We start from the raw sequence: 25,439 nt of genomic DNA on the forward strand, positions 1-25,439 counted from the left end.
TTTACAACCTGCCATACTCCATTCAGGCCGACGCAAGTCGGCCTGTGTTAACCTGTTGTTTACCTGCTTTAACCTATACTTTCCTCAGATCGAAATCAGGCTCTGGTCTTTGACCAAATCTACAGAAAGGATAATGTTATGCGCGTATTGATTGTGGAAGATAATCCCCTGCTGCGTCATCATCTGGCCGTTCAGCTGCGCGAGATGGGTCACCAGGTCGATGCGGCGGAAGATGCCAAAGAGGCCGACTATTTTCTGACTGAACATACCCCTGATATTACCCTTGTTGATTTGGGGCTGCCGGATGAAGACGGTATGACCATGATCCGCCGCTGGCGCGGTCTGGAAGTCAAACAGCCGATCCTGGTGCTGACCGCCCGCGAAGGCTGGCAGGCCAAGGTAGAAGCGCTGGAAGCCGGTGCCGACGACTATGTCACTAAGCCTTTCCATATTGAGGAAGTGGTCGCCCGCATGCAGGCATTGATGCGCCGTAACAGCGGCCTGGCCTCGCAGATTATTACGCTGGCGCCTTTCCAGGTAGATTTATCGCGCCGCGAGCTGAGCATTGACGAACAGCAAATCAAACTTACCGCTTTCGAATACACCATTATCGAAACGCTGATCCGCAATGCGGGCAAGGTAGTCAGTAAAGATTCTCTGATGTTACAACTTTATCCGGATGCCGAACTGCGCGAGAGTCACACCATTGATGTGTTGATGGGCCGTTTGCGCAAAAAAATCCAGGCTGTGTATCCGCAGGATGTGATTACTACCGTCCGCGGACAGGGCTACCGGTTCGATCTTTAATGTCATTATTCCAACGCGAAAAGCCTTTTTCCCTGCGGGCGCGCTTTTTGCTGGCGACCGCAGCCGTGGTGCTGATCCTGTCGCTCTCTTACGGTATGGTGGCGGTTGTCGGCTACGTAGTTAGCTTCGACAAAAATACCTATCGTGTGATGCGCGCGGAGAGCAATCTGTTTTTCACTCTGGCGCAATGGAAAAACAACCAGCTCTCCATCGCCCAGCCCGAGCGGGTATCGCTGAATTTCCCTACGCTGGTCTTTATTTACAACGATGAGGGCAAACTGCTCTGGCAGCTGCGCGATGTGCCGGAGATCCGCACGCGCATCAAGCGGGAATGGCTCAGGCGCGCCGATTTTTACGAAATTGACACCGATAACAGCACCAGCCGCCGGGCGCTCGGCGATAACCCGGAAGCACAGAACAAGCTGACCGCCTACGACGACGACAACAACGACACTTTTACCCACTCGGTGGCGGTAAACCGTTATGCGGCGACGCCGACGCTACCGGCGTTAACGGTAGTGGTGGTAGATTCCATCCCTCAGGAATTACAGCATTCCGACGTAGTCTGGTCATGGTTCAGCTATGTGCTGCTGGTTAATTTACTGCTGGTAATCCCGCTGCTTTGGCTGGCCGCGCACTGGAGCCTGCGGCCAATAGAATCGCTGGCCGCACAGCTGCGCGAGCTGGAGCACGGCACCCGAGAAACGCTGGCCGACGAGACGCCGCAGGAGTTAAAAAGCCTGGTGCGTAATCTCAATTTCCTGCTGGATAACGAGCGCCAGCGCTATACGCGCTATCGCACCACGCTGAGCGACCTGACCCACAGCCTGAAGACGCCGCTGGCAGTACTGCAAACCACGCTGCGCTCGCTGCGCGGTGGGCGCAATATCTCCGTCGAACAGGCCGAGCCGATTATGCTGGAGCAGATTAGCCGTATCTCGCAGCAGATTGGCTATTATCTGCATCGCGCCAGCATGCAGGCCGATCACAATGTGTTGAAACGCGAGCTGCATTCCGTTCCGGCGCTACTGGATAGCCTCTGTTCGGCGCTGAATAAAGTTTATCAGCTCAAGGGCGTAGAGTTGACGCTGGATATTTCCCCGGAAATAACCTTTATTGGCGATCAGAATGACTTTATGGAAGTCATGGGTAACGTGCTGGACAACGCCTGTAAATATTGCCTGGAATTTGTAGAGGTCAGGGCCCGTCAGACCGATGACGCGCTACATCTGATTGTGGAAGACGATGGCCCGGGCATTCCCGAAAGCAAGCGCGACCTGATATTTATTCGCGGCCAGCGGGCCGATACGCTGCGCCCCGGCCAGGGACTTGGCCTGGCTGTAGCCCGCGATATTCTCGAACAGTATGCGGGGAATATCATCGCCGCCACCAGCGAGCTGGGCGGCGCCAGGATGGAGGTGATTTTCAAACGTCAGGAAGTGGATGGCGAAGCCTGAGTAACGCTATTTGCAAATGCTTTTCCCTGCCCTGCTTTCCCGCTGTTATAATCGATGAAATTCAGCGTTTCAGGAACTCCCATTATGGATTATCAGCTCGACCTCAACTGGCCCGATTTTGTGCAGCGTTACTGGCAGAAACGGCCCGTGGTGCTTAAGCGCGGCTTTAAAAATTTCGTCGATCCTATTTCTCCGGACGAGCTGGCCGGGCTGGCGATGGAAAACGAGGTCGACAGCCGCCTGGTCAGTCACCAGAACGATAAATGGCAGGTAGCGCACGGCCCGTTTGAAAGCTATGACCATCTTGGCGAGAACAACTGGTCGCTGCTGGTGCAGGCGGTGGATCACTGGCACGAGCCTTCCGCCGCGCTGATGCGTCCTTTCCGCTTTCTGCCCGACTGGCGCACCGACGATCTGATGATCTCTTTCTCCGTGCCGGGCGGCGGCGTCGGCCCGCATCTGGATCAGTACGATGTCTTTATTATTCAGGGCACCGGCCGCCGTCGCTGGCGCGTGGGCGAGAAAGTCGCCATGAAGCAGCACTGTCCGCATCCGGATCTGTTACAGGTTGAGCCGTTTGACGCCATTATCGATGAAGAAATGGAGCCGGGCGATATCCTCTATATTCCACCTGGATTCCCGCACGAAGGCTACTCGCTGGAGAGCGCGCTCAACTATTCGGTCGGCTTCCGCGCGCCAAGCGGCCGCGAGCTGATCAGCGGCTTTGCGGATTATGTGCTGTCGCGCGAGCTGGGCAGCCGCCGCTTTACCGATCCGGACGTGCCCGCGCGTGAGCATACTGCTGAAATTCTGCCGCAGGAGCTGGACGGCATCCGCGAGATGATGCTGGAAGTGATCAATCAGCCAGAGCATTTCAACCAGTGGTTCGGCGAGTTTATCTCCCAGTCGCGGCATGAGCTGGATGTAGCGCCGCCGGAGCCACCTTATCAGCCGGATGAGATCTACGATGCGCTGCAACAGGGCGACAGCCTGCAACGCCTGGGCGGCCTGCGCGTGCTGTCAATCGGCGAAGCCGTGTTCGTCAACGGTGAAAAGCTGGAATCCCAGCAGCCTGCCGCCTTGCGCGTGCTGGCAAACCAGCATGTAATAAGCGCGGCGGATCTGGACGGGGCGCTGGACGATCCCTCGTTCCTGGCGCAGCTGGCCGGTCTGGTTAACAGCGGCTACTGGTACTTCGGCGAAGAAGAGTAAATCACCACGCCCGTAAAAAGCCAACGGCCCTGATTTCAGGGCCGTCAGACTACTGACAAACTTAAAGCGATGGAGGGCCTGTGGAGCACTACGGGCCATGGACGGCCCGTACTGAGCTACCACGGACGGTGCTTTTTGCGTCTTTGCGGAAGACACAGGCCCTCCTGAGCCAGCACCGGAAAACTTTGTCATCAACTTCAACGGCCCTGCTTTCAGGGCCGTTTTCATTGCCTTTGCTGACGCCTTAGCGCTTTTTAGCCTGCTCCGCCGTTAGCGCCGCGATACGCATAATCACCGTCACCGTTTTCTCCATAATATCCAGTGAAGCAAACTCATGCTTACCGTGGTAGTTGTAGCCGCCGGTAAAGATATTCGGGCAAGGTAATCCTTTAAACGACAGCGCCGCGCCATCTGTACCGCCGCGTATTGGTTTTGTTATTGGCTCTACCCCGCTCTCGCGCATCGCCTGTAGCGCCAGCTCGATAATATGCGGATGGACCTCGACCTTTTCTCGCATATTGTAATAGCTGTCTTCCGTCTGTACCTCAATACTGACGCCCGGCTGTTTGCCTTCGGCCAGCGCGGCGGCAACTTCTTTCATCTTCTCTTTGCGGGCCTCGAAGCTGGCGCGGTCGAAATCCCGAATAATGTAGTAAAGTTCCGCTTTATCCACGCTGCCCTTGATGCCGTGCAGATGGAAAAAGCCCTCATAGCCTTCGGTTTGCTCCGGCACCTCTTTTTCCGGCATGGCGGCGTGAAAGCGCATTGCCAGATCCAGCGCGTTGACCATAACGCCCTTTGCGCTGCCGGGATGAACGTTGTTGCCGACAATCTTCACGGTAGCGGACGCGGCGTTAAAATTCTCATATTCAAACTCGCCCAGCCCGCTGCCGTCTACGGTATAGGCCCATTCCGCGCCGAAGGCTGCCACATCGAAATGGCTGGCACCTTTGCCTATCTCTTCATCCGGCGTAAAAGCGATACGGATATCGCCATGCGGAATGTTTTCCTCTTTTAGCCGGGCGATGGCCGTTACTATCTCTGCCAGGCCTGCTTTATCATCGGCGCCCAGTAGCGTTTTGCCATCGGTAGTGATCAGCGTGTGGCCGGTCAGGCGATGCAGTATCGGAAACATCACCGGCGACAATACCTCGTCGCCTATCCCCAAGGCGATATCGCCGCCGCGATAGTTCTCGACAATCTGCGGCGCTACATTTTTACCGGTGAAATCCGGCGAGGTATCTATATGGGCGATAAAGCCGATTGCAGGTACCGGCCAGGCGACATTGGCGGGCAGCGTTGCCATGACAATGGCATGTTCGCTTAGCGTCACACTGCTCAGGCCCAGCGCTTCCAGCTCCTGCTTCAGTTCGCGAGCCAGCCGCCACTGCCCTTCCGTACTGGGAACCTGCCGAACATGCGCTTTAGACTGCGTGTCGAATGAAACATAGTGCAAGAAGCGATCTAATAAATTGGTCATCTGCCTTCCCTCTGAGTGCGGATGGTTATTATCTGTTATTTTGTCTGGCGTTTATTGCGTCAGGTCAGTTACAAGTGTGGATCTGAATTGGGCTTTACGCCTTGCGGATAGTGGATCAGGCTGTAAAACCGCGTCGGCAGCGCGCCGTCATTGCGATAGCTGTGCGCGGCGTCAGCCTGGAAACGCAGCCCTTCGCCCGCTTTAAGCGTATGCCATTGCGTGCCGGTCGCCAACTGCAGTTCGCCTTCAATAACAATCACGTGCTCAATAACGCCGCGCTCGTGGGCGGAAGATTCGCTGAGCGCGCCTGCGGCCAGCTCGACCACCAGCAGATCAAAACCCAGCGGGCGATCGTAAGGAAAAAGTGGGCTGGCGTGCATGGCCTCGTCCTGCGAACGACCGCGCATTTCCTCGCTGCGCAGCGGTTCTGTCCGGGTGGCTTCGTCGCCAAAAAACAGCGAAAAAGGGACGTTGAATCCGGTGGCTATTTTCCACAGCGTGGCGACTGTCGGGCTGGATTCGCCTCGTTCTATCTGGCCCAGCATCGCTTTACTGACGCCGGTCTGCGCGGCGGCCTGGCTCAGGCTCCACTCACGTGCCATGCGTATTTTCTTCAGTATTCGGCCAGGATCCGGCGGTAGCGGCTGCATCTTTTCTCCTTTTTTTGACAGTATAGCGCCCGTGCGTTATAACGCACAGAGCTTAATCGTGCGTTATAACGGTCAATACGGAGAAAGCGATGCGCCCTGCGTTTTCATTACGCCATCTTACTTTGCCTGCCATCGCGGCGGGTTTTGTGGCGGTGCTGGTGGGTTATACCAGTTCTGCCGCTATTATTTTTCAGGCCGCCAGCGCCGCTGGTGCAACGGTGTCACAGCTGGGCGGCTGGCTGAGCATGCTGGGGCTGGCAATGGGCGTGACCTCCATTGGGCTATCTTTTTACTACCGCGCGCCCATATTAACCGCCTGGTCAACGCCCGGTGCGGCGCTGCTGGTCACCAGCCTGCCCGGCACTTCTTTGCCAGACACTATCGGCGTATTTATTTTCGCTTCGGGCCTGATTTTTCTCTGCGGCGTCACCGGCCTGTTCGCCAGATTGATGAACCACATTCCCCAGGCGATTTCCGCCGCGATGCTGGCAGGTATTTTGCTGCGCTTTGGCCTGGATGCTTTCGCTTCGCTTCAGCCCGATTTCGCGCTGACGGCCAGCATGTGCCTGGCTTATCTGCTGGCCCGCCGCTTTTTGCCGCGCTACGCCATTGTGCTGACGCTGCTGGTTGGTCTGGCAGTGGCCGCTGGCAAAGGCGAGATCCATTTTTCACCACAGCCGCTGGCCTTTGCCACGCCGCAGTTTATTGCGCCACACTTTAGCTGGTCCGCGCTATTGGGCATCGGCATTCCCTTTTTTGTGGTGACGATGGCCTCGCAAAACGCGCCCGGTATTGCGACATTAAAGGCCGCAGGTTATCCGTCGCCGGTCTCCTCGCTGATGAGCTGGACGGGGCTGACCTCGCTGCTGCTTGCGCCGTTCGGCGGCTTTTCGGTTTGTATTGCGGCAATTACAGCGGCGATCTGCATGGGGCCGGATGTTCATCCCGATCCGCAGCGTCGCTACTGGGGCGCGGCCTGCGCGGGCTTTTTCTATCTGCTGGCGGGTTTATTCGGCGGTGCAATTGGCCAACTTTTCAGCGCGCTGCCGCCTTCGCTGATCCACGCTATCGCAGGCCTGGCGTTGTTAGGAACAATAGCGGGAAGTTTACAGCGGGCGCTGGCGGACGATAAACAGCGCGAAGCGGCGGTGATTACCTTTTTGATTACCGCTTCCGGTCTCTCTTTACTGGGCATCGGCGCAGCTTTTTGGGGATTAGTCGGCGGGGTTACAGCGCATTTGATCCTGGCGCTACCGGCTCGCCGAGTAAAATGTCAGGATGGCGCTAAGCCATCCTGAGGCTCAGAAGGTTAACCGACTTTCTGCAGCAGCTGCTGCACAAACCTCGGCACCACTTCGCTTGCCAGCCCGTACTCTTTTTCTTCAAACTCGCTGCCAACCTGGCTTGGTTCCAGGTTCAGCTCCACGGTATGCGCGCCCTGTAGCTTCGCCTCATGCACAAATCCGGCTGCGGGATAAACATGGCCGGAGGTGCCGATGGCGATAAAGTAGTCCGCCTGCGCCAGCGCCTGATAGATCTCATCCATCTGTAGCGGCATTTCGCCGAACCACACGACATGCGGACGCAAAGCTGAAGGGAACTGGCAGCAGTGGCAGCGATCGCTCTCTTTTACGTCTTCCTGCCAGTGCAGCACCTGGCCGCTGGAGACGCAGCGCACCTTCAGCAGCTCGCCGTGCATATGGATAACGTTGCGGTTGCCCGCGCGCTCGTGCAGGTTGTCAATGTTCTGCGTGACCAGCAGGAAGTGGTCGCCCAGCGCCGCCTCCAGCTTCGCCAGCGCTTCATGCGCCGCATTGGGCTTAATCTCATCGCTGGTTAGCTGGCGACGGCGGGCGTTATAAAAAGCTTGTACCTTTTGCGGATCGCGCGCGAAGCCTTCCGGCGTCGCCACGTCTTCGACTTTGTGCTCTTCCCACAGGCCGTCCGAGGCGCGGAAAGTGCGGATGCCTGACTCGGCGGAGATGCCTGCGCCGGTCAACACAACAACTCTTGGTAAAGGATGCATAGCGATCTCCAGGTTACGGTCGCGTTCGAAAATGCGCTGCCGCAAACGCTGCTGAACTTTGCGGCGGGTTTTCTTATAGCGGGCCAGTCTCAACCGGCGACGGGGTGTACGCATCATAAATCCTCTGGTCCTGAATGTGCAAAAAAGCGGCACCACGCGTGCCGCCTGCGTCTCCATGACGGGCTTTGGCAATCCGCGGCGGCTTTGCCCGGGGCAGCAAATGGCGCGCTACCTGCTGCTCCAGCCCATCATACAGCGCGTTAAAACCTGACAGGCCGCCGCCCACTACCACCAAATGCGGATCCACCAGCGTTAGCCAGTTCGCCAGGCAAACGGCCAGCAGCGCCTGGTAGCGCTCGGTATGGGCAACGGCCTGCTTATCCTGTTGATAATAGCGGCTGGCGATCGCCGGTGCACTGAGATCTGACTGATAATGCAGCCGCCACAGACGGGAAAATCCCGGCCCGGAAAGCCACGGCTCGATGCAGCCACGCTTGCCGCAGCCGCACACAGGCTGTTCCACATCGTGACCCAGCACTTCCAGCGCGTCCAGCGGCAGCCGCATATGGCCGAACTCGCCTGCCACAAAGTTGCGTCCGGTCAGCGGCCTGCCATTGATAATCAGCCCGCCGCCCACGCCGGTGCCCAGAATCAGGCCCAGCACCACCGGATAAGCCCGGAACTCTTCATCCCAGGCTTCCGACAGCGCAAAACAGTTGGCATCGTTATCGATACGCACTTCTCTTCCCAGCCGCGCGCTAAGATCGGCCTGTAGCCGTTGCCCCTGCGCCGCCGGAATGTTGGCGGTAAAAACCGTGCCTTCATCCGGTATTGGCAGGCCGGGAATACCGATGCCGACGCTGCCGCGCTCGCCGCAGAACAGATCGGCCTCTTCCGTTAGCGCCGCCAGCCGATCCAGCAGCAGCGCATAGTCCTGAGTGGGCGTCGGCAGCCGTTTGCTCCAGATCTGCTCACGCCGCTCGTTATAGACGCCAAGCGCAATTTTGCTGCCGCCAACGTCAAAGCCGTAATAAATTTTATTGGCCACTGAGCACCCGCGCCGGATCGATGCGGCTGGCCCTTCTGGCCGGATACCAGCTGGCGATCAAACTTAACACCAGCGAGGTGATCAGCACGATGCCTACATCCAGCCAGTGCACTTCCGACGGCAGGAAATCGATAAAGTAGATATCACCGGAGAGGAAATGATAGCCGGTTAAGGTTTCAATACCGTGGATAATCGGCGTAAGGTTAAAGGCCGCCAGCACGCCAACTATTACTCCGCTGACGCTGCCCAGCAGCCCTGCCATCAGGCCGTACCAGATAAAAATGGCGCGGATCAGCCCATCTTTCGCGCCCAGCGTGCGCAGCACGGCGATATCGCCGCTCTTATCCTTCACCGCCATTACCAGCGTGGAGACGATATTAAAACAGGCCACGCCAATCACCAGTATCATCGCCAGATACATGATGCCGCGGATCATCTGGATATCGCGGTACATATAGCCATAGGTACCAATCCAGCTGCGGATATAAACGTAGGATTGCGTAACCTCGCCCGCGTCCCGCACCAGTTTTTGGGCAGCAAATGGGTTGTTCATTTTTAGCGCAATACCCGTGACACTGTCACCCATTGCCAGATAGTTTTGCGCATCCTGTAGTGGCACTAGTGCCAGGCTGTGATCCAGCATCCCGCTCAGTGCCAGGATGCCGCTAACCTGTAAACGCACGCGCTTTGGCTGTAGCAGCTTATGCTCGGGATCGCTGTTGGGGATCATAATAGTCAGCCAGTCGCCCTGCTTCACTTTCAGGCTTTTAGCAACGCCCTGACCCAGGATGATCTGCTGTTTACCTGCGCCGAAGCTCTGCCATGCGTTGTTCTGCACGTAGGCAGGCAGCGCGCTGAGCTGTGTTTCCTGCTGCGGATCGACGCCCTTGACCTGGATTGCCTGTAGCTTCGCGCCGCTTTCGATTAAGCCGGTAAAGTTGATATAAGGCGCTGCCGCCGCGATACCCGGCACCTGAGCCACTTTCGGCAGCAGCGACTGCCAGCCGGTGAAAGGCTGGTTAACTGGTTCTATTTCGCCATGTGGCACCACCGCCAGAATGCGGTTGTTCAGCTCGCGCTCGAAGCCGTTCATGGCGCTGAGGCCGATAATCAATACCGCCACGCCCAGCGCGATGCCAACCGTGGAGATCACAGAAATCAGCGACACCATGCCGCCGCGACGGCGGCCGCGACTGAAGCGCAGGCCCAGAAGCAGTGAAAGAGAGCTTGCCATTACGCCATTCCTGTCAGCGTCAGTTCTTCGTTGAGCACGCCGTCGCGCATCTCCATCTGGCGGTTAAGCCGCTTCGCCAGATGCAGATCGTGCGTCACCACCAGGAATGCGGTGCCCTGGCGCACGTTCAGCTCGCCCAGCAGATCGAAAATGGCATCGGCGTTACGCGCGTCCAGGTTGCCGGTCGGCTCATCCGCCAGCACCAGCCGCGGGTTATTGACCAGCGCACGAGCGATAGCCACTCGCTGGCGTTCACCGCCGGAAAGTTCGGAAGGACGATGCGCTGCCCGCTTTTCTAACCCTACCGCGCGCAGCATTTCAGTGGCTTTTGCCTCGGCTTCCGCCTTGCTCGCCTTACCGATCAATAACGGCATGGCGACGTTCTCCAGCGCGCTGAAATCCGGCAGCAGATGGTGAAACTGATAGATAAAGCCCAGTTCGCGGTTACGCAGTTCGGCTTTCGCGGTGGAAGACATGCCGTTCAGCGATTTGCCGTTAAACACCACATCGCCGGAAGTCGGCGTATCCAGCCCGCCCAGCAGATGCATCAGGGTGCTTTTGCCGGAGCCGGAGCTGCCGACAATGGCCATCATTTCGCCAGGCGCCACGCTGAACGAGACGTTGCGCAGCACGTCAGTCTGAACGCTGCCTTCCTGGTAGCTTTTGCACAGCTTGTCGCACTGCAACAGAATCGGGTTACTCATAACGTAAAGCCTCAGCGGGTTGAACGGCGGCGGCGCGCCAGGAAGGATAAAGCGTGGAGAGCAGCGCCACCACCATCGCGACGGCGACAATAGTCACCACCTGCGTAACAGAAATATCGACGGGCAGCGCCGCGCCATCAAGGAAAATGCCAATCAGCGGCATCAGGTTATTGAGCTGGCTGGCCAGCAGCACGCCCAGCAACGCGCCGAGCACGGAACCAACGATGCCCGCCGTCGCGCCCTGCACCATAAATACCATCACGATTTGGCGTCGCGTCAGCCCCTGCGTTTGCAGGATTGCCACCTCGCCCTGTTTTTCCATAATTAGCAGGCCCAGCGAGGTAATAATATTAAAGGCGGCCACGGCGACAATCAGGCTGAGTAACAGCCCCATCATGTTTTTCTCCATCTTTACCGCCTGGAACAGCTCGCCTTTACGCTCGCGCCAGTCTTTCCACACCAGCCCGTCCGGCAGCTTCTGCTGGCTGAGCGAATCCACCTGCAGCGGTTTTTCCAGCCACAGCCGCCAGCCGGTGATATTGCCCGCCGGATAGCGCATCAGCCGCGAGGCGTCCTGCTGGTTCACCAGGATCTGGTAGCCGTCCACTTCGCTGTTGGCGGCGAAAGTGCCGATAACGGTAAACAGACGCTGGCTTGGCAGGCGGCCCATCGGCGTAAACTGGCTGGCGGACGGCACCATCAGCCGCAACTGGTCGCCGCGCTTCAGGCCAAGCTGCTCCGCCAGCTGTTCCCCTACGATAATGCGGTACTGATTTGGCTGGAGATCGCTCTGCTTAACGTTATTCAGAAACGGCGTAAGCGGATCGGCTTCGTTGGGATTGATGCCCAGCATGACGCCGACGCCCACGCTGCGCGCGCTTTGCAGCACCACATCGCCGGTGGTCAGCGGCGTAACGTGGCTTACGCCCTGCAATTTCAGCGAGTCGGCCGGCGTCTGCTGCGGGTTAAGCGAGCCTTTTTCGCTGCTAATCAGCGCCTGCGGCATCAGGTTCAGGGTGCTTTTTTCCAGCTCGTGCTCAAAGCCGTTCATCACCGACAGCACGGTGACCAGCGCGAGCACGCCCAGCGTAATGCCGATAGCGGAAAGCCAGGATACAAACCGCCCGAAGCGGTCTGCTGCTCGCCCGCGCATATAGCGCAGGCCGATAAATAACGCGACAGGTTGATACATGTATTCCGTCTTCTGGCGGTAAAAGGCAAAAAGTGATCGAAGATGATAAAGGTTAGCCCGGCGTTATGGAACCTCTAAGCCGCTGACTCTTTTACTAAGTTTTGCTTTCCCTTTTCTCACCCACGCCGTTTGTGGAAAAATTACGCTAAAAAAGACCGTTATTTACTCAATTGTTACGCAGGAAACGGCGTAAACTTAATCGTCCCTGGTAAGGGAAAGGTTTTGAGTACCCCAGATTAAAGGCGGGAGTGGTAAGAATGTCAAAATATCCAAAAGGCAGTATCGTCCGGCACAAAACGGGCGAAATTAAGGGGTTGGTGGTGAACGTCTTTGAACAGGGCGATGCGCCCGCGGGCTATTACGTTAAGTGGGACGATGGCAACCACAGCTACCACGGCGAAAAAGAGCTGATTTGGGCAAACATTGACCGACCCAGAATGCACTACACCCATCAATCGCCGAAATAGAGGTATACTCGGTTAGCCGAACAGGAAACACGTCGTTTTCTGCTCTCCCTTTTTGTGAAGAGACCGACTGACTGATTATGCCTGAACAAGTTCGATATACCCTGCCAGCCAAAGCAGGCGACCAGCGTCAGCTGGGACAACTAACCGGTGCCGCCTGTGCGGTGGAATGCGCGGAAATCCTGGCGCGACACGGCGGCCCCGTAATGCTGATCGCGCCGGATATGCAAACGTCGCTGCGGCTGCAGGATGAAATCCGCCAGTTTACCGACCAGCCGGTGCTCAGCCTGGCCGACTGGGAAACCTTGCCTTTCGACAGTTTCTCGCCGCATCAGGAAATCATCTCTTCCCGTCTCTCCACGCTTTATAACTTGCCAATGCTGGAAAAAGGCGTGCTGATCCTGCCGGTCAATACGCTGATGCAGCGCGTCTGCCCGCACAATTTTCTGCACGGCCACGCGCTGGTCATGCGCAAGGGCCAGCGCCAGTCGCGTGATACGCTACGTAATCAGCTCGAGCAGGCAGGCTACCGCCATGTCGATCAGGTGATGGAACACGGTGAATATGCCACCCGCGGCGCGCTGCTGGATCTCTACCCCATGGGCAGCGAACAGCCCTATCGCATCGACTTTTTCGACGATGAAATCGACAGCCTGCGTCTGTTCGACGTTGACAGCCAGCGCACGCTGGAGGAAGTCGAGGCAATCAACCTGCTGCCCGCGCATGAATTCCCAACCGATAAAGCGGCGATCGAACTGTTCCGCAGCCAGTGGCGCGAACACTTTGAGGTCAGGCGTGAAGCCGAGCATATTTATCAGCAGGTCAGCAAAGGCACACTGCCTTCCGGCATTGAATACTGGCAGCCGCTATTTTTCGAGCAGCCGTTACCCCCGCTGTTCAGCTATCTGCCTGCCAATACCCTTGTCGTCAACACCGGCGATCTGGAAAACAGCGCCGAGCGCTTCTGGCAGGAGGTCGAAGCCAGGTTCGAAAACCGCCGCGTCGATCCTATGCGCCCGCTGCTGCCGCCGGAAAAACTCTGGTTGCGTACTGACGAGCTGTTCGGCGAGCTGAAAAAATGGCCGCGCGTACAGCTGAAAAACGACGAGCTGCCGGAAAAAGCCGCCAACACCAATCTGGGCTACCAGCCGCTGCCGGATCTGGCCGTCCAGGCGCAGGCAAAAGCACCGCTGGACGCGCTGCGCCGTTTTCTGGAATCGTTCAGCGGCCCGGTGATTTTTTCGGTAGAGAGTGAAGGCCGCCGCGAAGCGCTGCAGGAGCTGCTGGCGCGCATCAAGCTGGTGCCGAAAGCCATTCACGCCTTGCAGGAAGCTCAGGAACCCGGCGCTTATTTAATCATCGGCGCCAGCGAGCACGGCTTTATCGACAGACTGCGCAACCGGGCTTTGATTTGCGAAAGCGATTTGCTGGGCGAACGCGTCAGCCGCCGCCGTCAGGATACCCGCCGCTCGATCAACCCGGATGTGTTAATCCGTAACCTGGCAGAGCTGCATCCCGGTCAGCCGGTGGTGCATCTGGAGCACGGCGTTGGCCGCTATATCGGCCTGACCACGCTGGAGACCGGCGGCATCACCGCCGAATATCTGATGCTGGCCTATGCGAACGACGCCAAACTTTACGTGCCGGTTTCCTCGCTGCATCTGATTAGCCGCTATGCTGGCGGCGCGGACGAAAACGCGCCGCTGCACAAGCTGGGCAGCGATGCCTGGTCGCGGGCGCGGCAGAAAGCAGCGGAAAAAGTGCGCGATGTGGCGGCCGAGCTGCTGGATATCTATGCCCAGCGCGCCGCCAAAGCAGGCTTCGCCTTTAAGCACGATCGCGATCAGTATCAACTGTTCTGCGACAGCTTCCCGTTTGAAACCACGCCGGATCAGGCGCAGGCGATTAACGCCGTGCTCAGCGATATGTGCCAGCCGCTGGCGATGGACAGGCTGGTGTGCGGCGACGTGGGCTTCGGTAAAACCGAAGTAGCGATGCGCGCCGCGTTCCTGGCGGTGGAAAATCACAAGCAGGTCGCGGTGCTGGTGCCGACTACCCTGCTCGCCCAGCAGCACTACGATAACTTCCGCGATCGCTTCGCTAACTGGCCGGTGCGTATTGAGATGCTCTCCCGTTTCCGCAGCGCGAAAGAGCAGGCGCAGATCCTGGAAGAAGCTCGCGAAGGCAAAATCGATATTCTGATCGGCACGCACAAGCTGCTGCAAAGCGAAATCAAATGGCACGATTTGGGGCTGCTGATTGTCGATGAGGAACACCGTTTCGGCGTACGCCACAAGGAACGCATCAAAGCAATGCGTGCCGATGTGGATATCCTCACACTGACCGCCACGCCGATCCCGCGCACGCTAAATATGGCGATGAGCGGTATGCGCGATCTCTCTATTATCGCTACGCCGCCAGCGCGTCGCCTGGCAGTAAAAACTTTTGTACGCGAGTTCGACGATCTGGTGGTGCGCGAGGCGATCCTGCGCGAAGTGTTGCGCGGCGGCCAGGTTTATTATCTTTACAACGATGTAGAGAATATCGAGAAAGCCGCTCACCGTATTTCAGAGCTGGTGCCGGAAGCCCGTGTTGCCATCGGCCACGGCCAGATGCGCGAGCGCGATCTGGAACGGGTGATGAATGACTTCCACCATCAGCGCTTTAACGTGCTGGTCTGCACTACCATTATCGAGACCGGTATCGATATCCCCACCGCCAATACCATTATCATTGAGCGCGCCGATCACTTTGGCCTGGCTCAGCTGCATCAGCTGCGTGGTCGCGTGGGCCGTTCGCACCATCAGGCCTACGCCTGGCTGCTGACGCCGCATCCTAAAGCCATGACTACGGACGCGCATAAACGTCTGGAAGCTATCGCCTCGCTGGAGGATTTGGGTGCCGGTTTCGCGCTGGCGACGCACGACCTGGAGATTCGCGGCGCGGGCGAGCTGCTGGGGGAAGATCAGCACGGCCAGATGGAGAGTATCGGCTTCTCGCTCTATATGGAGCTGCTGGAGAACGCGGTAGATGCGCTGAAAGAAGGTCGCGAGCCGTCTCTGGAAGATTTGACAAACAGCCAGACCGATATCGAACTGCGTATGCCTGCGCTATTGCCGGATGATTTTATCCCGGACGTCAATACGCGCTTGTCATTCTATAAGCGTATCGCCAGCGCCCAGCAGGAAGGCGAGCTGGAAGATCTGAAGGTCGAGTTAATTGACCGTTTCGGCCAGCTACCGGATGCAGCCCGTAATTTGTTGGATATAGCCGCGCTGCGCCTGATGGCGAAAAAGATCGGCATTCGCCGCGTCGAGGCGAGCGAGAAAGGCGGTTTCATTGAGTTTGCTGAGAAAAACAAAGCTGACCCGGCGTGGCTGATTGGCCTGCTGCAGAAAGAGCCGCAAAACTGGCGGCTGGATGGCCCGACAAAGCTGAAGTTTACCCGGGATCTCGCCGAGCGTAAGCTACGCATGAAGTGGGTACGCGACTTTATGAACCAGATTCTGGAAAACGCGGCCTGACAGTAGTTGCCGTTTCAGCCCGCAGGCAGGGCTGAAACGGCTTGTTACCCTATTCGTCGTTGGTCGAAATCCCTAACATAAAGCCGTCGATCTCTTCTATTTTGATCCTGAGCAGGCCGTTTTTATGCTGCGAAAACTGCTCAGAGCCCAGCCTGAAAGAGACATCTTTCAGGTGCAGGAAGTTGAGCGGCACCGAAGCCTCATCATCTTCCGGCGTGTAGTAAGCCTCGCCTGTGCGCTTAAAGTAATTGGCTATCGCCTGTTCTACAGACCCTTCCTGTGTTTCGCCGAAAAACTCGACAATTTGCTCATAGTATTCTTTGCCGGAAATGGTATTCCCCGTTACCAGCGCCCCTTTAACAAACAGCGTCACGCCCAGGCCTACCCCTAACTTGCTGGCGATATTGGCGATAAAGTTCAGGTCGGCGTCGCGCATTTTACTGGCAAACACATTAGTCATTTCGCTTGGTTCAGACATGGTATCTCCTTGCCGTGATGAAGGTGATCTATTAGCTTACTTAATGAGTTTAGTGGATAGCGAAAGGCTGACCAGTCGGACAGAGAGCTGGCGTGTCGTCTCCATAGGGGCGATGGCTTTTATAAAAAGGGGGAGAATGGTCGAAATTTACAAAACCAGGCATACAGTCTTTTTTATACTGTTCCCTCACCATTTTTTAATTAGAGGATTTTATGGTAAATATTGGAAATACCGCAACTTACCCTATAGGTTTCAATACCAGTGCAGCAGGTGCCAGTTCAACGATTCATTCTCCTGCCAATGAAAATAATGTAAATGCTGCTAAGGAAAAAAAATGTTCCTTTGGAAAAAGGCTTAAAGAAGTTGTTACCAGCCCAATAGAATTTATAAAAAATAGACCTGAAATTCTTATAGCAGGGGGCATTGTTACAGCGCTCGTTGGCGTGGGAACAGGCTTTGCCCCGATAATAGGAATTGGAATCGGTATGGCGATTGGAGGCTACATCATTAACAGACAAAATAATGCGGCAAATGCTCGCCAGGGAAGAGTTATCAGCCAGGCTCCCGCCACAATGCAGAATAATAACACAAGAAACCAGATACCAAATTAGGATGATTTAATTTTATTAGAGCGTATTTAACCGGAACAGGGGTGGGATTTTTTGTCAATGTCATTTTTCCACCTGGCCAAAGGGGTGTTAAGAACCTGACACCCCTAATTTTATAGAAATTACTTCAACATAAGTATTCCGGCCATTCTTGCAACCATTATTTTCGGTGTACCCTCGTTGCATTATGCTGTCGCCTCTGGTCTGCTGACGCATTGCTCAACGCTTAGATATAGAGTAACCTGGCCTGAGCTTTTATTCTTCACGGGCCAAAATTTTTGTTAAAAAGTGTTCAAGCTGGTGGCGCTGTAAATATTCCCTGACTTCTCGCTCCCAGCTATCGCCGCGGCCTAATACAGCACGGCTATGAGTGGTTGCACAGGTATAACGGGTATCATAGAGATTCATCAGCGACTTATTCATCGCATCTATATTAATGGCGTTCTTCTTGCACTTTTCCTGTTGGAGGGTTAACGAGCGCATAACCCGCTGCACGGTTTCTTCACTGGGGGTGTAGACTTGTTCATGGATCTCGCTTAAGACCAGAAATTGCGGTTGTATGCCTTCCGCCAAAGCAGCCTGTAGGCGATCGTGCCCGTCAAGAATAAGGTATGAAGCCAGCCCGCCGATAAACCATAACAGTATGGGCGGCAGCGCTTGCTCACGGCATTTTTTGCGCCACCATTTAACCCGCCCGCTATCAGGATCCACCGGATAACGGGCAAGTAGTAAATAGCCACCCCACCACCAGTCAACCAGCGTGACTTTTTCTGGCGCCTGCAAATCCGGAAAATCTTCACTGTAAAGCGTCCAGTTAACGGCAGTCTGCTCGCTATTTGCTGAGGTCTGAAAACGCCATTGCTCAAAAGGAAGCTGCCGGTTAAGCACATAGGGTGCTGTTGGCTTAGCTTGCTCCATGGGCCTTAGCAGCCAGCGGCCCGGCCCGGTCAGCAGCGCTGGGCCCGCCATAAGCGCTCGGGCAAAATGGCGGCACCAGTAATGGGGCCATTTTTCATTGCCCATTCGTTTCGCGCTTTCAACCTCGGCTGAAGTAATAGCAGGCAGCAGTAATTGCTGAGCGGGATGATCGGCATTAAACACCAGCCATACGCCGCTATGGTTTTTTAACATCGTCGCCCAGAACAGTGTCTCGCCGTTTATCTGCAAAGCCATGCGGCCATGATGCCCGCTGTGCATTTCCATTGCCTGCCCGTTGCGCTGCGTTACCGTCAGCTCTAAACCGAGCCAGCTGTTGTCGCGATCGAGAAAATCTTTCCACCAGTAATGCTTCATCATGTCCGCGGTATGCTGTATTAACGTGGATTGATTTTACCCTGGCTCAGGCTTTTTCTGCATTTTAATTGGACCAGGCCACAGCTAATTAACCTTATATAAATAAGTATTTCTTCTTCATAAGCAAGTTGTCGATATAAACCGATGAAAGAACAGGCAGATTGAGCAAAGAATAGCTGTTCGTCACCTTTTGCCGGACTTAAGGTTTTGGCACTGTGGTCCTGAAAAGTAATAACGCACCAGAACCATCAGCGTTTCGGATTTTACCTGTCAAAATTTCGGGTTATATTAAATTTTATAAAATCAGACCTGGTAAGAGCCAGAACGAGTCATTATGGATAAAAAAATTTATATTGTTGATGACGATGAATCTGTTATCGCCTCGCTGCAAAACCTGCTCAGCTCAGAAGGCTATCTGGTTTCCACTTTTCTCTCTCCTTCTGACTTTCTGGCTCAGACCCATTACAGCATGCCCAGCTGCCTGATTGTGGATCTGAATATGCCCGGCTTTGACGGTTTTGATGTTTCACTTCATCTTACCGGGCGCGGCTACTCTATTCCCACTATTTTCCTTACCGGCTTTGGCACTATTCCCATAACGGTCAGGGCGATGAAAGCCGGTGCCTTTGAGTTTCTGACCAAACCGGTTATGCCGGACGACCTGCTACGCGTGGTCTCAGAGGCGCTGGCGCTGTCAGAAAAAAACGCCGACCTTTTCCAGGAAAAATTAACGCTGACCGAACGCTATAATTCGCTTACCCCGCGCGAGACAGAGCTGATGCAGTTGATTATCCGTGGCTTATTAAACAAGCAGATTGCGGCGGAAATGGGCATCAGCGAAATTACCGCGAAGGTGCATAAGCGCCGGGTGCTGGATAAAATGCTGGTCCGCTCGGTGCCCGAACTGGTTATAACCGCAGAGAAGCTGGGGCTTCTTCATCATTAAACCCCGCCCGGCATTTTACCTTATCGCTACGGCCACTCTGCCAGATACTCCCGCAATCCGTGCGGGAGTATCCTCAATTGTCAGCACCGCTCACCGGCAGCGTAAACCAGAATCGGCTTCCGCCGCCCTGAGGGATTTCCACATTTAATACGCCGCCGTGGCGTTTAATTATTTCGTTGCTGATGGTCAACCCCATCCCCATTCCTGCCGCTTTGGTGGTGTAAAACGAATCGAAGATTTTCCCGATGACCTCATCGGAAAGCCCCGTACCGTTATCGGCAACTTCTATACGAATAATATCGCTGGCGGGATGGAAAGAGGAGATCCGCAGAATACGCGCGCCAGGGTTGTCCTCCATGGCTTCGATCGCATTGATTACCAGGTTAAGCAACACCTGCTGGATCTGTACGCTTTCGCAAACTACCCCATCGTTTTTCGCCCGGAAATCCAGCTCAAGCGAAATATACCGGCGCTCCATTTCAAGTCGGGATAGAACCAGGATATCCCGCGCGATAAGGTGCAATCTTGCTGGCGCGAACTCGGCCACCTGGTTACGCGTGAGCGCCTGCAGGCCGCGGATAATATCGCCAGCCCGGCGGCCTTCACGAATGATCTCCTCAATGCTTTGCCTGGCGTTATCCAGCAGCGCAGGCTCGCGCTTCAGCCAGCGCAGGCTCGCGCCCGCATTGGCTACGATGGACATCAACGGCTGGTTTATCTCATGGGCGATGGAGGAGGTCAGTTGACCAACGGTGGTGGCGCGCGCGACGCGGGCGAGCTCCGCCTGCGCTATCCTGACCGCGTTTTCGGAATGACGCTGCGCGGTAACATCCGTGAGGGTGCCAAAATATTCGGCAACTTCCGGCCAGTTATCGTTCGGTTCGCCAATGCCTTTAATATAGCGGCATTCGCCATCATCCCGAATAATGCGGAACTCCGCCTGCATGACCACGCCGTCCCGGACGCTGGTTTCAATCAGCTCTCTGAGGCAGAGAATATCATCCGGGTGCACCCGGCTCTGGAATTCCGCCATTGAGGTGGTGGTCTGCGTTTCCGGCAGCCCCATAATGCGTTTATATTCATCCGAGATGTACTGAATATCGGGTTCAAGATGCCAGTGCCAGGTACCGGTATGGCTTATTCTCTCTCCGAGCATCAGCGAGGTCTGGCTTGCCCGCAGCTGCTTTTCAATGTTGCGTCGCTGGATGTTTTCATCCAGCAGCTCGGCATACAGCCGGGCCGTCTCAAGCGAAACCGCAGCCTGCGCCCCCAGCATTGACACTATCCTCGAATGATCGGCGGTAAACACATCGGGCATCAGTCGGTTTTCCAGATAGAGCACGCCGACCATTTGCGCCTGCCTGAACATCGGCACGCACATCACGGCGGCGCCGGACGCCACCAGATAATTATCCTGGCTAAACGGGCTAAACACCTCCGGCTTGCCGGTGCGGATCTCCTGGCCGGTACGGATCACCGCAGACAAAACCGACAGCGGAAGATCGGTGGCGACCGGCAGCTCGCTGACGATTTTAACCTGCACGCCCTCGGCGGTCGTGGTGGCTCTCGCCTGTATTTCCGGGATATTGCCGTCGGTAAGCCGAATCAGCATACAGTGCTGCGCCCCGGCTCGCTCAACCAGCATCAGCATCAGAATATGAATAAGGCGTTCCAGGTCGATCTCTTCCGTCAGCGCACGCATTGCCGTCACCATGCTCTGTAGATCGCTGATGACCGCGTTTTGCTCAAAGGAAACGGTACTTAAAGCCGTGTGGGCCTGATGGCTGGCTAACGCAGGATACTGCATCTCTAATTGGTGAACTTTGGCCTCTGCGCCCCAGCGCTCCCAGGCTGCCATGGCGCCCCTGATGTACGCATCTCCGGCGAACGCCATATTTCTGGCATAGGCCATGCGGGCCGCCAGCTCGCAGGCCAGCCCGTTGATCGGATGAAACTGCTCCTCGCGCGACAGCATAATGGCTTTTTCATACTGCTCGCAGGCCAGCGCCGTCTCGCCTTCCAGCCGAAGCAGCTCGGCGTGCAGCAGCGCTTCTTTATCGGCAAAGGTTTTGCCGTTTTCATTCGCCCAGATCCTGATTTTGTCAAGATGCGGCTGCAACCGCGCACGCAACGGCTCGTCCATTGTTCCTGACGCCAGCGGTATAGTCACAGCCAGCGCGCTGTAGAGATGAAAATCCAGCATATGCACATGACCGGGAATCAGCCGGGTAAAAGAGGACGCTTCGGTAAAACACTGTTCCGCACAGCCATATTCCATTGCAAAAAAATGCGCCATGCCTTTATAAAGCTGCGTCCAGAACTGCATAAGGTACATAGGTTCAACAGCGTTTTCCGGCTTAACCATGTCCAGCACGGGCAGTTGAAAGTCGTTGCCTGAGAATAAATTACGCGGTTTGCGCAGGAAGAGAACGTAGTCCAGCTGCATACCCAGAATGACTTCCACATCCCGGTATTGCGCCTTGCGCACAAACAGTATTCCGCGCGTGATGGAGGTATGCACGCCGTCCAGATGATCGCCTCGGGCCAGGCAGTTCATCACCATGTGGCGTAGCGCCAGGCAGGCGGATGTCCGGTCACCGATTTCAACCGCGATGTCAAAGGTTTCCCTGGCCCGCTCGATGGCATAGGTCAGCGGCATAGTCCAGACGCTGACCTGATCGAGCGGCAGCAGCGTACGCGCTTTATAACTGATAAAATCGTGCTTGTGCATTAGCTCACGGGCAAGCAGCGAGCTGGCAAAACCCCGGCTGTATTCATCATATTGATCGCCGCACGCCACGCCGTACCAGGAAAGCGCCAGAGTGGAAGCGCCGCTCAGGCCACGGGCCAGGGTCAGATGAAGAAGTTTGCACAGGATCATAAAGTGCAATCGCGGATCGATAAAGGCGGCGAAGGTGCTGGCACTGGCCATCAGGTTCATCACGGCCTCGGTTTTTTTGCAGTCAACAAGCGGCAGAGAACGGAATCGGGCATAGGGGTTTTTACCCACGTCTTCTTTGAGCAGAAGCCTTGCCTCGTCGCACTCTTTTTTGTCGGGATGGCGGTTTAGCTGAATCCCAAATACCGCGAGCCACGCAAGCGCCGTCTCCAGGGCGAGCTTGCTGTCCGACTGGCGCATATGGATTTCGGCAATCAGACAGGCCGCCCCGGCTTTCTCCGTTACCTCGCCGGGCGAAGCCTGGATCTGTAGGCTCAGCGCCAGCGCCACAGGCAGATTGCCATTAAGGAATTCACATTCCGCCTCTTCGAGCAGAAACTCCTGGCTCTCTTCTTTGCCTGCGTCGTGGAGCTGGTGGGCGGCCTGCAGATAACGCAGCGCGGAAACATAATCGCCGATCAACCTGGCACGCCTGCTCGCTTTCAGCATTAGCTGGCAGAACGTCTCCGCCTCTGCCGTTAACCGCGTCCTGTTCCTGATAGTCAGCAGGTGATGCGCCGCCCGGAAGAGCAGCGCATTCGTAATATCAAGGCTGGACTCGTGCATGTAATAGCGGGCCGCTGCGTAGTGGAACGCATCTTTCTCTGCGGGATCGGCCAGATTGAGCGCCGCCTTATGCATGCTGTCGTGCATAAAAGCGTAATTTGTCTCGTTCAGCGATATCAGTCTGGACGTCGCCGCCGGAAGAAGAGCCAGCGCGATTTCCGGCACGGGAAGCGCAAGGATTTTGCCCAGGGTTTGCAGGTCGCCCGTGCTGCCCAGACCGGCTAATTTTCCCAGAAGATGTCGTGTCGGCAGCGGCAGAGTTTCCAGATGCAGCAGCACGCTTGCCGCTACGTTGGCCGTAAAAGGACGCTCTTTAAGAGCCCGTGGATTGCAGCTCCATCTGGAGGGCGCGGTATGTGTGATCAGGCCGTCCCGCACCGCCTGCCGGTAAAATTCATGCGTGGCGAGCGGATTGCCCGCCGTTTTTTCATAAATAATTTGCGCCAGTTCCGCCGTTGCCGCGCTCCGGGTATGAAACAGTCTGCCAAGCCAGCGCGCGATATTTTTTTCCGTCAGCGGCTCAGGAGAGATATCGAGGACACGATTCGCGCCAGCCCGAATGCGCTGCAAATTGGCGGCAATCGCAGGACAAGGCAGGGAAACGCTCTCCCGGTGCGAGATTGCCAACAGCAAAGGAATATCTTCGCTCTGGCTGAGCAGGTTCTGCAGCAGCAATAGCGTCGCCCGATCGGCCCAGTGGGCATCGTCAATCAGCATCACCAGCGGTCGGCCAGGTGCCGTAAAGGCTTTTACCAGGCTACAGGCCATCAGATCAAAGCGGTTTTTTGCCTCGCCGACGTGGGCATTGACCTGAACGGCGGCTTTCTGATTAAGCAATATGCCCAGTTCCGGCACCAGATTGACCGCCAGCCCGGCATATTCCCCCAGCAGGCGCATGATATGCGCTTTCCAGCGCGCCATCTCTTCCGCAGGCAATCCGAGCAGATGCAGAGTCAGCGTTCTGAAGGCTGCGCTAAAAACAGCGTAAGGCAGAACGGGCGAATATTCGCTCGCCTTCACCACCGTTAGTAAAGCGTTTTTATTACGCAGCAGTTTTAACGACGAGGCCATCAGGGAGGATTTCCCCGATCCGGCGACTCCGCTGATCGCCGCCAGGCAGTGTTTGCCGCTGCTGCTGACCTCGTCGAAAGCCGCAAGAATATCGGTTGCCTGAGGATGATCCGTATAGAGCGCCTCTGAGGATAAAGTCGAGAGTTGGAGATCCTGTAATCCCAGCGTAAAGGACTCGACGTTCCCGTCCGGCAACAGGTTCGACTCGCAGCGGCGAAGATCGGCCATCAGCCCTTCCGCCGTCTGGTAACGGTGCTCCGGCGACTTGGCCAGCAGCCGTAAAATAATAGCGGAGAGCACGATCGGCACGTCCTCACGCAGCTTGTGCGGCGGCAGCGCTTCCGAGGCGATGTGATGGTGTACCCACTCGGCCTGCCCGCCTTCGGCGTTGCCATAGGGCAATCTGCCGGTCAGGAACTCATACAGAACTATGCCCAGACTGTACAAATCGCTGACGCGGCTCACCGGATGCGCGGCCCGCGCGGTATGTTCCGGCGACATATAGGCCAGCGTGCCTCCGGCTACCGCCATATGGGCCTGGGCCGATAAATCCCTGTCTATCGAGGCCAGCCCAAACCCCCCAAGCCGAACGGCGCCGTCATCCGTATAAAAAAAGTTCGCTGGTTTGATATCGCCGTGCACCAGCCCTTGCTGATGCAGCCTGCCCAGCGTGGCGCAAAGCATCCCCGCGCCGCTGAGAAATTCAGCGATGCTGCCCGGCGGCAGACACAGAACATCGGCCAGCGTACGATGGCGAAAGGTTTTGTAAATCAGGGCGTAACGCCCCTGATAGAGCGTATGCCGCTGGGGGAGTAGCGCCCAGCTTTCCGATAATTTGGCGCGCAGAGCATATTCATTTTTCAGGCGCTGCGTGGCCTGAAAAACAGCTTCTTCAGTGCCCGCCGTGGCAAGCACAAAGGTTTCACCAGAGATAGCGTGCCGACCGAGCAGCCAGTCAATATGGCCTTCCTGCGCCAGCGGGCTGAAGGTTATCTCTTCTGACAGCACGCTCTCATCTTGTTCTGCTGCATTCAACGCCTGCGGAATAGTACTCATTGGCGGGCTGCCTGTGAGGAAAATGCCTGACGGATATGTTCGAATAACGTATCAATTTCGATCGGCTTTAGCAAAAAAGCGATCGCGCCCAGCCCGATCGCCTGCCGCAGCATATTTTCATCGCCGTTGCCGGAAATAATAATACCCGGCGGATTTTTCAGCCGCCGGGTAAGGCTAATGAACAGCTCGAAACCATCCATGCCTTTTAGTTGCACATCAATGATAAAAAGCGCGGCATCCGCCAGCGCCGCTTCATCAACCAGCAGGGATTCTGCCGACTCAAAGGCCCGGGTCTGGTAGCCTTCGGACTGGAGCAAATTGGTCAGCCCACGGCGGACAGAACGTTCATCATCGACGACGACAATGAGCTGCGACAGCTGCATGCTGTTTTCCTTACATAAAACTCAGGCCTGCGGAAGGCGCTTCCCTTAAGAAGTTTTGTCGCCTGAGGACGGAGGCGTGTCGCCGATTTTATGGCTATATTCGTGGCGAAACCAGTGAAGGTTAACCGGCTGTCGCTTGATCAGTCGTTTAAACAGCGGAATGAGGTGTTCACCGATCTGCATCCCCAACAGGCCCAGCAGCGCGATAATCGGGGGCGCCGGAGAAGTTACATCAAGCACGGCATAGATAAGCCCGGCCACAACGCCTGCCGCCAGCGAAACAGCATAGGTTTTCAGCATC

The 25,439-nt window shown here is 56.2% G+C and carries 20 protein-coding genes; 8 read left to right on the top strand and 12 right to left on the bottom strand.

Annotated elements, in window-relative coordinates; genetic code table 11:
• Positions 1-138 precede the first annotated feature (138 nt).
• From phoP to ACETPC_RS10145, 3 genes are all read left to right on the top strand, one after another.
• Entirely contained in the window at positions 139-807 is a 669-nt protein-coding gene (gene phoP / locus ACETPC_RS10135; RefSeq protein WP_380180961.1) for a two-component system response regulator PhoP, read from the top strand.
• Complete coding sequence (gene phoQ / locus ACETPC_RS10140; RefSeq protein ID WP_380180963.1) at positions 807-2,264, top strand: two-component system sensor histidine kinase PhoQ; 1,458 nt, start codon at positions 807-809, stop codon at positions 2,262-2,264. The genes phoP and phoQ overlap by 1 nt, the downstream gene beginning before the upstream one ends.
• A gap of 84 nt (positions 2,265-2,348) precedes the next feature.
• The gene (locus tag ACETPC_RS10145; RefSeq protein WP_380180965.1) at positions 2,349-3,476 is read left to right on the top strand and encodes a JmjC domain-containing protein; all 1,128 of its coding nucleotides are present in this window, start codon (positions 2,349-2,351) and stop codon (positions 3,474-3,476) included.
• Between the two features lie 244 nt (positions 3,477-3,720).
• Here the strand turns inward: ACETPC_RS10145 and pepT are convergent, their stop codons facing one another.
• Complete coding sequence (gene pepT / locus ACETPC_RS10150) at positions 3,721-4,956, bottom strand: peptidase T (protein WP_380180967.1); 1,236 nt, start codon at positions 4,954-4,956, stop codon at positions 3,721-3,723.
• A 68-nt stretch (positions 4,957-5,024) separates the two neighbouring features.
• On the bottom strand, positions 5,025-5,606 hold the full coding sequence (locus tag ACETPC_RS10155) for a helix-turn-helix domain-containing protein (RefSeq protein ID WP_380180969.1): 582 nt from the start codon (positions 5,604-5,606) through the stop codon (positions 5,025-5,027).
• A gap of 89 nt (positions 5,607-5,695) precedes the next feature.
• On the opposite strand from ACETPC_RS10155, the gene ACETPC_RS10160 reads away from it, so the two are divergent.
• Positions 5,696-6,904 (top strand): benzoate/H(+) symporter BenE family transporter, encoded by a 1,209-nt coding sequence (locus ACETPC_RS10160; protein WP_380180971.1) that lies wholly within the window; start codon positions 5,696-5,698, stop codon positions 6,902-6,904.
• Positions 6,905-6,915: 11 nt separating this feature from the next.
• Here ACETPC_RS10160 and cobB read toward each other — a convergent pair whose 3' ends face one another.
• From cobB to lolC, 5 genes are read right to left on the bottom strand one after another with little or no spacing between them, the layout of a single operon-like run.
• Entirely contained in the window at positions 6,916-7,749 is an 834-nt protein-coding gene (cobB, locus tag ACETPC_RS10165) for a Sir2 family NAD+-dependent deacetylase (RefSeq protein WP_380180973.1), read from the bottom strand.
• Positions 7,706-8,668 (bottom strand): N-acetylglucosamine kinase, encoded by a 963-nt coding sequence (gene nagK / locus ACETPC_RS10170; RefSeq protein WP_380181067.1) that lies wholly within the window; start codon positions 8,666-8,668, stop codon positions 7,706-7,708. Before nagK ends, cobB begins: the two co-directional genes overlap by 44 nt.
• Position 8,669: 1 nt before the next feature.
• Entirely contained in the window at positions 8,670-9,914 is a 1,245-nt protein-coding gene (lolE, locus tag ACETPC_RS10175; protein WP_380180975.1) for a lipoprotein-releasing ABC transporter permease subunit LolE, read from the bottom strand.
• A complete protein-coding gene (lolD, locus tag ACETPC_RS10180) occupies positions 9,914-10,618 on the bottom strand; it encodes a lipoprotein-releasing ABC transporter ATP-binding protein LolD (RefSeq protein ID WP_380180977.1) in 705 nt (234 codons plus the stop codon). The genes lolE and lolD overlap by 1 nt, the downstream gene beginning before the upstream one ends.
• Entirely contained in the window at positions 10,611-11,810 is a 1,200-nt protein-coding gene (gene lolC, locus ACETPC_RS10185; protein ID WP_380180979.1) for a lipoprotein-releasing ABC transporter permease subunit LolC, read from the bottom strand. Before lolC ends, lolD begins: the two co-directional genes overlap by 8 nt.
• Before the next feature lie 257 nt (positions 11,811-12,067).
• Between lolC and ACETPC_RS10190 the strand changes: the two genes are divergently transcribed.
• Both ACETPC_RS10190 and mfd read left to right on the top strand, forming a co-directional pair.
• Positions 12,068-12,277 carry a hypothetical protein gene (locus ACETPC_RS10190; protein WP_380180981.1) on the top strand — a complete coding sequence of 70 codons (210 nt, stop codon included), beginning with the start codon at positions 12,068-12,070 and terminating at the stop codon, positions 12,275-12,277.
• 77 nt (positions 12,278-12,354) lie between these two features.
• Positions 12,355-15,798: a transcription-repair coupling factor gene (gene mfd / locus ACETPC_RS10195; protein WP_380180983.1), complete on the top strand. Its 3,444-nt coding sequence runs from the start codon at positions 12,355-12,357 to the stop codon at positions 15,796-15,798.
• Positions 15,799-15,847: 49 nt separating this feature from the next.
• On the opposite strand, the gene gvpU is transcribed toward mfd, so the two are convergent.
• Positions 15,848-16,276, bottom strand: coding sequence for a gas vesicle accessory protein GvpU (gene gvpU / locus ACETPC_RS10200; RefSeq protein ID WP_380180984.1), 429 nt, complete (start codon positions 16,274-16,276; stop codon positions 15,848-15,850).
• A 212-nt stretch (positions 16,277-16,488) separates the two neighbouring features.
• On the opposite strand from gvpU, the gene ACETPC_RS10205 reads away from it, so the two are divergent.
• A complete protein-coding gene (locus ACETPC_RS10205; RefSeq protein WP_380180986.1) occupies positions 16,489-16,887 on the top strand; it encodes a hypothetical protein in 399 nt (132 codons plus the stop codon).
• A gap of 252 nt (positions 16,888-17,139) precedes the next feature.
• On the opposite strand, the gene ACETPC_RS10210 is transcribed toward ACETPC_RS10205, so the two are convergent.
• The gene (locus tag ACETPC_RS10210) at positions 17,140-18,177 is read right to left on the bottom strand and encodes a hypothetical protein (protein ID WP_380181069.1); all 1,038 of its coding nucleotides are present in this window, start codon (positions 18,175-18,177) and stop codon (positions 17,140-17,142) included.
• A gap of 334 nt (positions 18,178-18,511) precedes the next feature.
• On the opposite strand from ACETPC_RS10210, the gene ACETPC_RS10215 reads away from it, so the two are divergent.
• Positions 18,512-19,123: a response regulator transcription factor gene (locus ACETPC_RS10215; protein ID WP_380180988.1), complete on the top strand. Its 612-nt coding sequence runs from the start codon at positions 18,512-18,514 to the stop codon at positions 19,121-19,123.
• Between the two features lie 73 nt (positions 19,124-19,196).
• Here the strand turns inward: ACETPC_RS10215 and ACETPC_RS10220 are convergent, their stop codons facing one another.
• The 3 genes from ACETPC_RS10220 to ACETPC_RS10230 are packed head-to-tail and all read right to left on the bottom strand — an operon-like array spanning position 19,197 to position 25,438.
• Entirely contained in the window at positions 19,197-24,755 is a 5,559-nt protein-coding gene (locus ACETPC_RS10220) for an ATP-binding protein (protein ID WP_380180989.1), read from the bottom strand.
• Positions 24,752-25,138, bottom strand: coding sequence for a response regulator transcription factor (locus tag ACETPC_RS10225; RefSeq protein ID WP_380180991.1), 387 nt, complete (start codon positions 25,136-25,138; stop codon positions 24,752-24,754). The genes ACETPC_RS10220 and ACETPC_RS10225 overlap by 4 nt, the downstream gene beginning before the upstream one ends.
• 45 nt (positions 25,139-25,183) lie before the next feature.
• On the bottom strand, positions 25,184-25,438 hold the full coding sequence (locus ACETPC_RS10230) for a DUF1427 family protein (RefSeq protein WP_380180992.1): 255 nt from the start codon (positions 25,436-25,438) through the stop codon (positions 25,184-25,186).
• Between the last annotated feature and the right edge of the window lies 1 nt (position 25,439).

Source organism: Pantoea sp. sgz302252 (genome assembly GCF_042610525.1).
Lineage (GTDB): Bacteria > Pseudomonadota > Gammaproteobacteria > Enterobacterales > Enterobacteriaceae > Erwinia.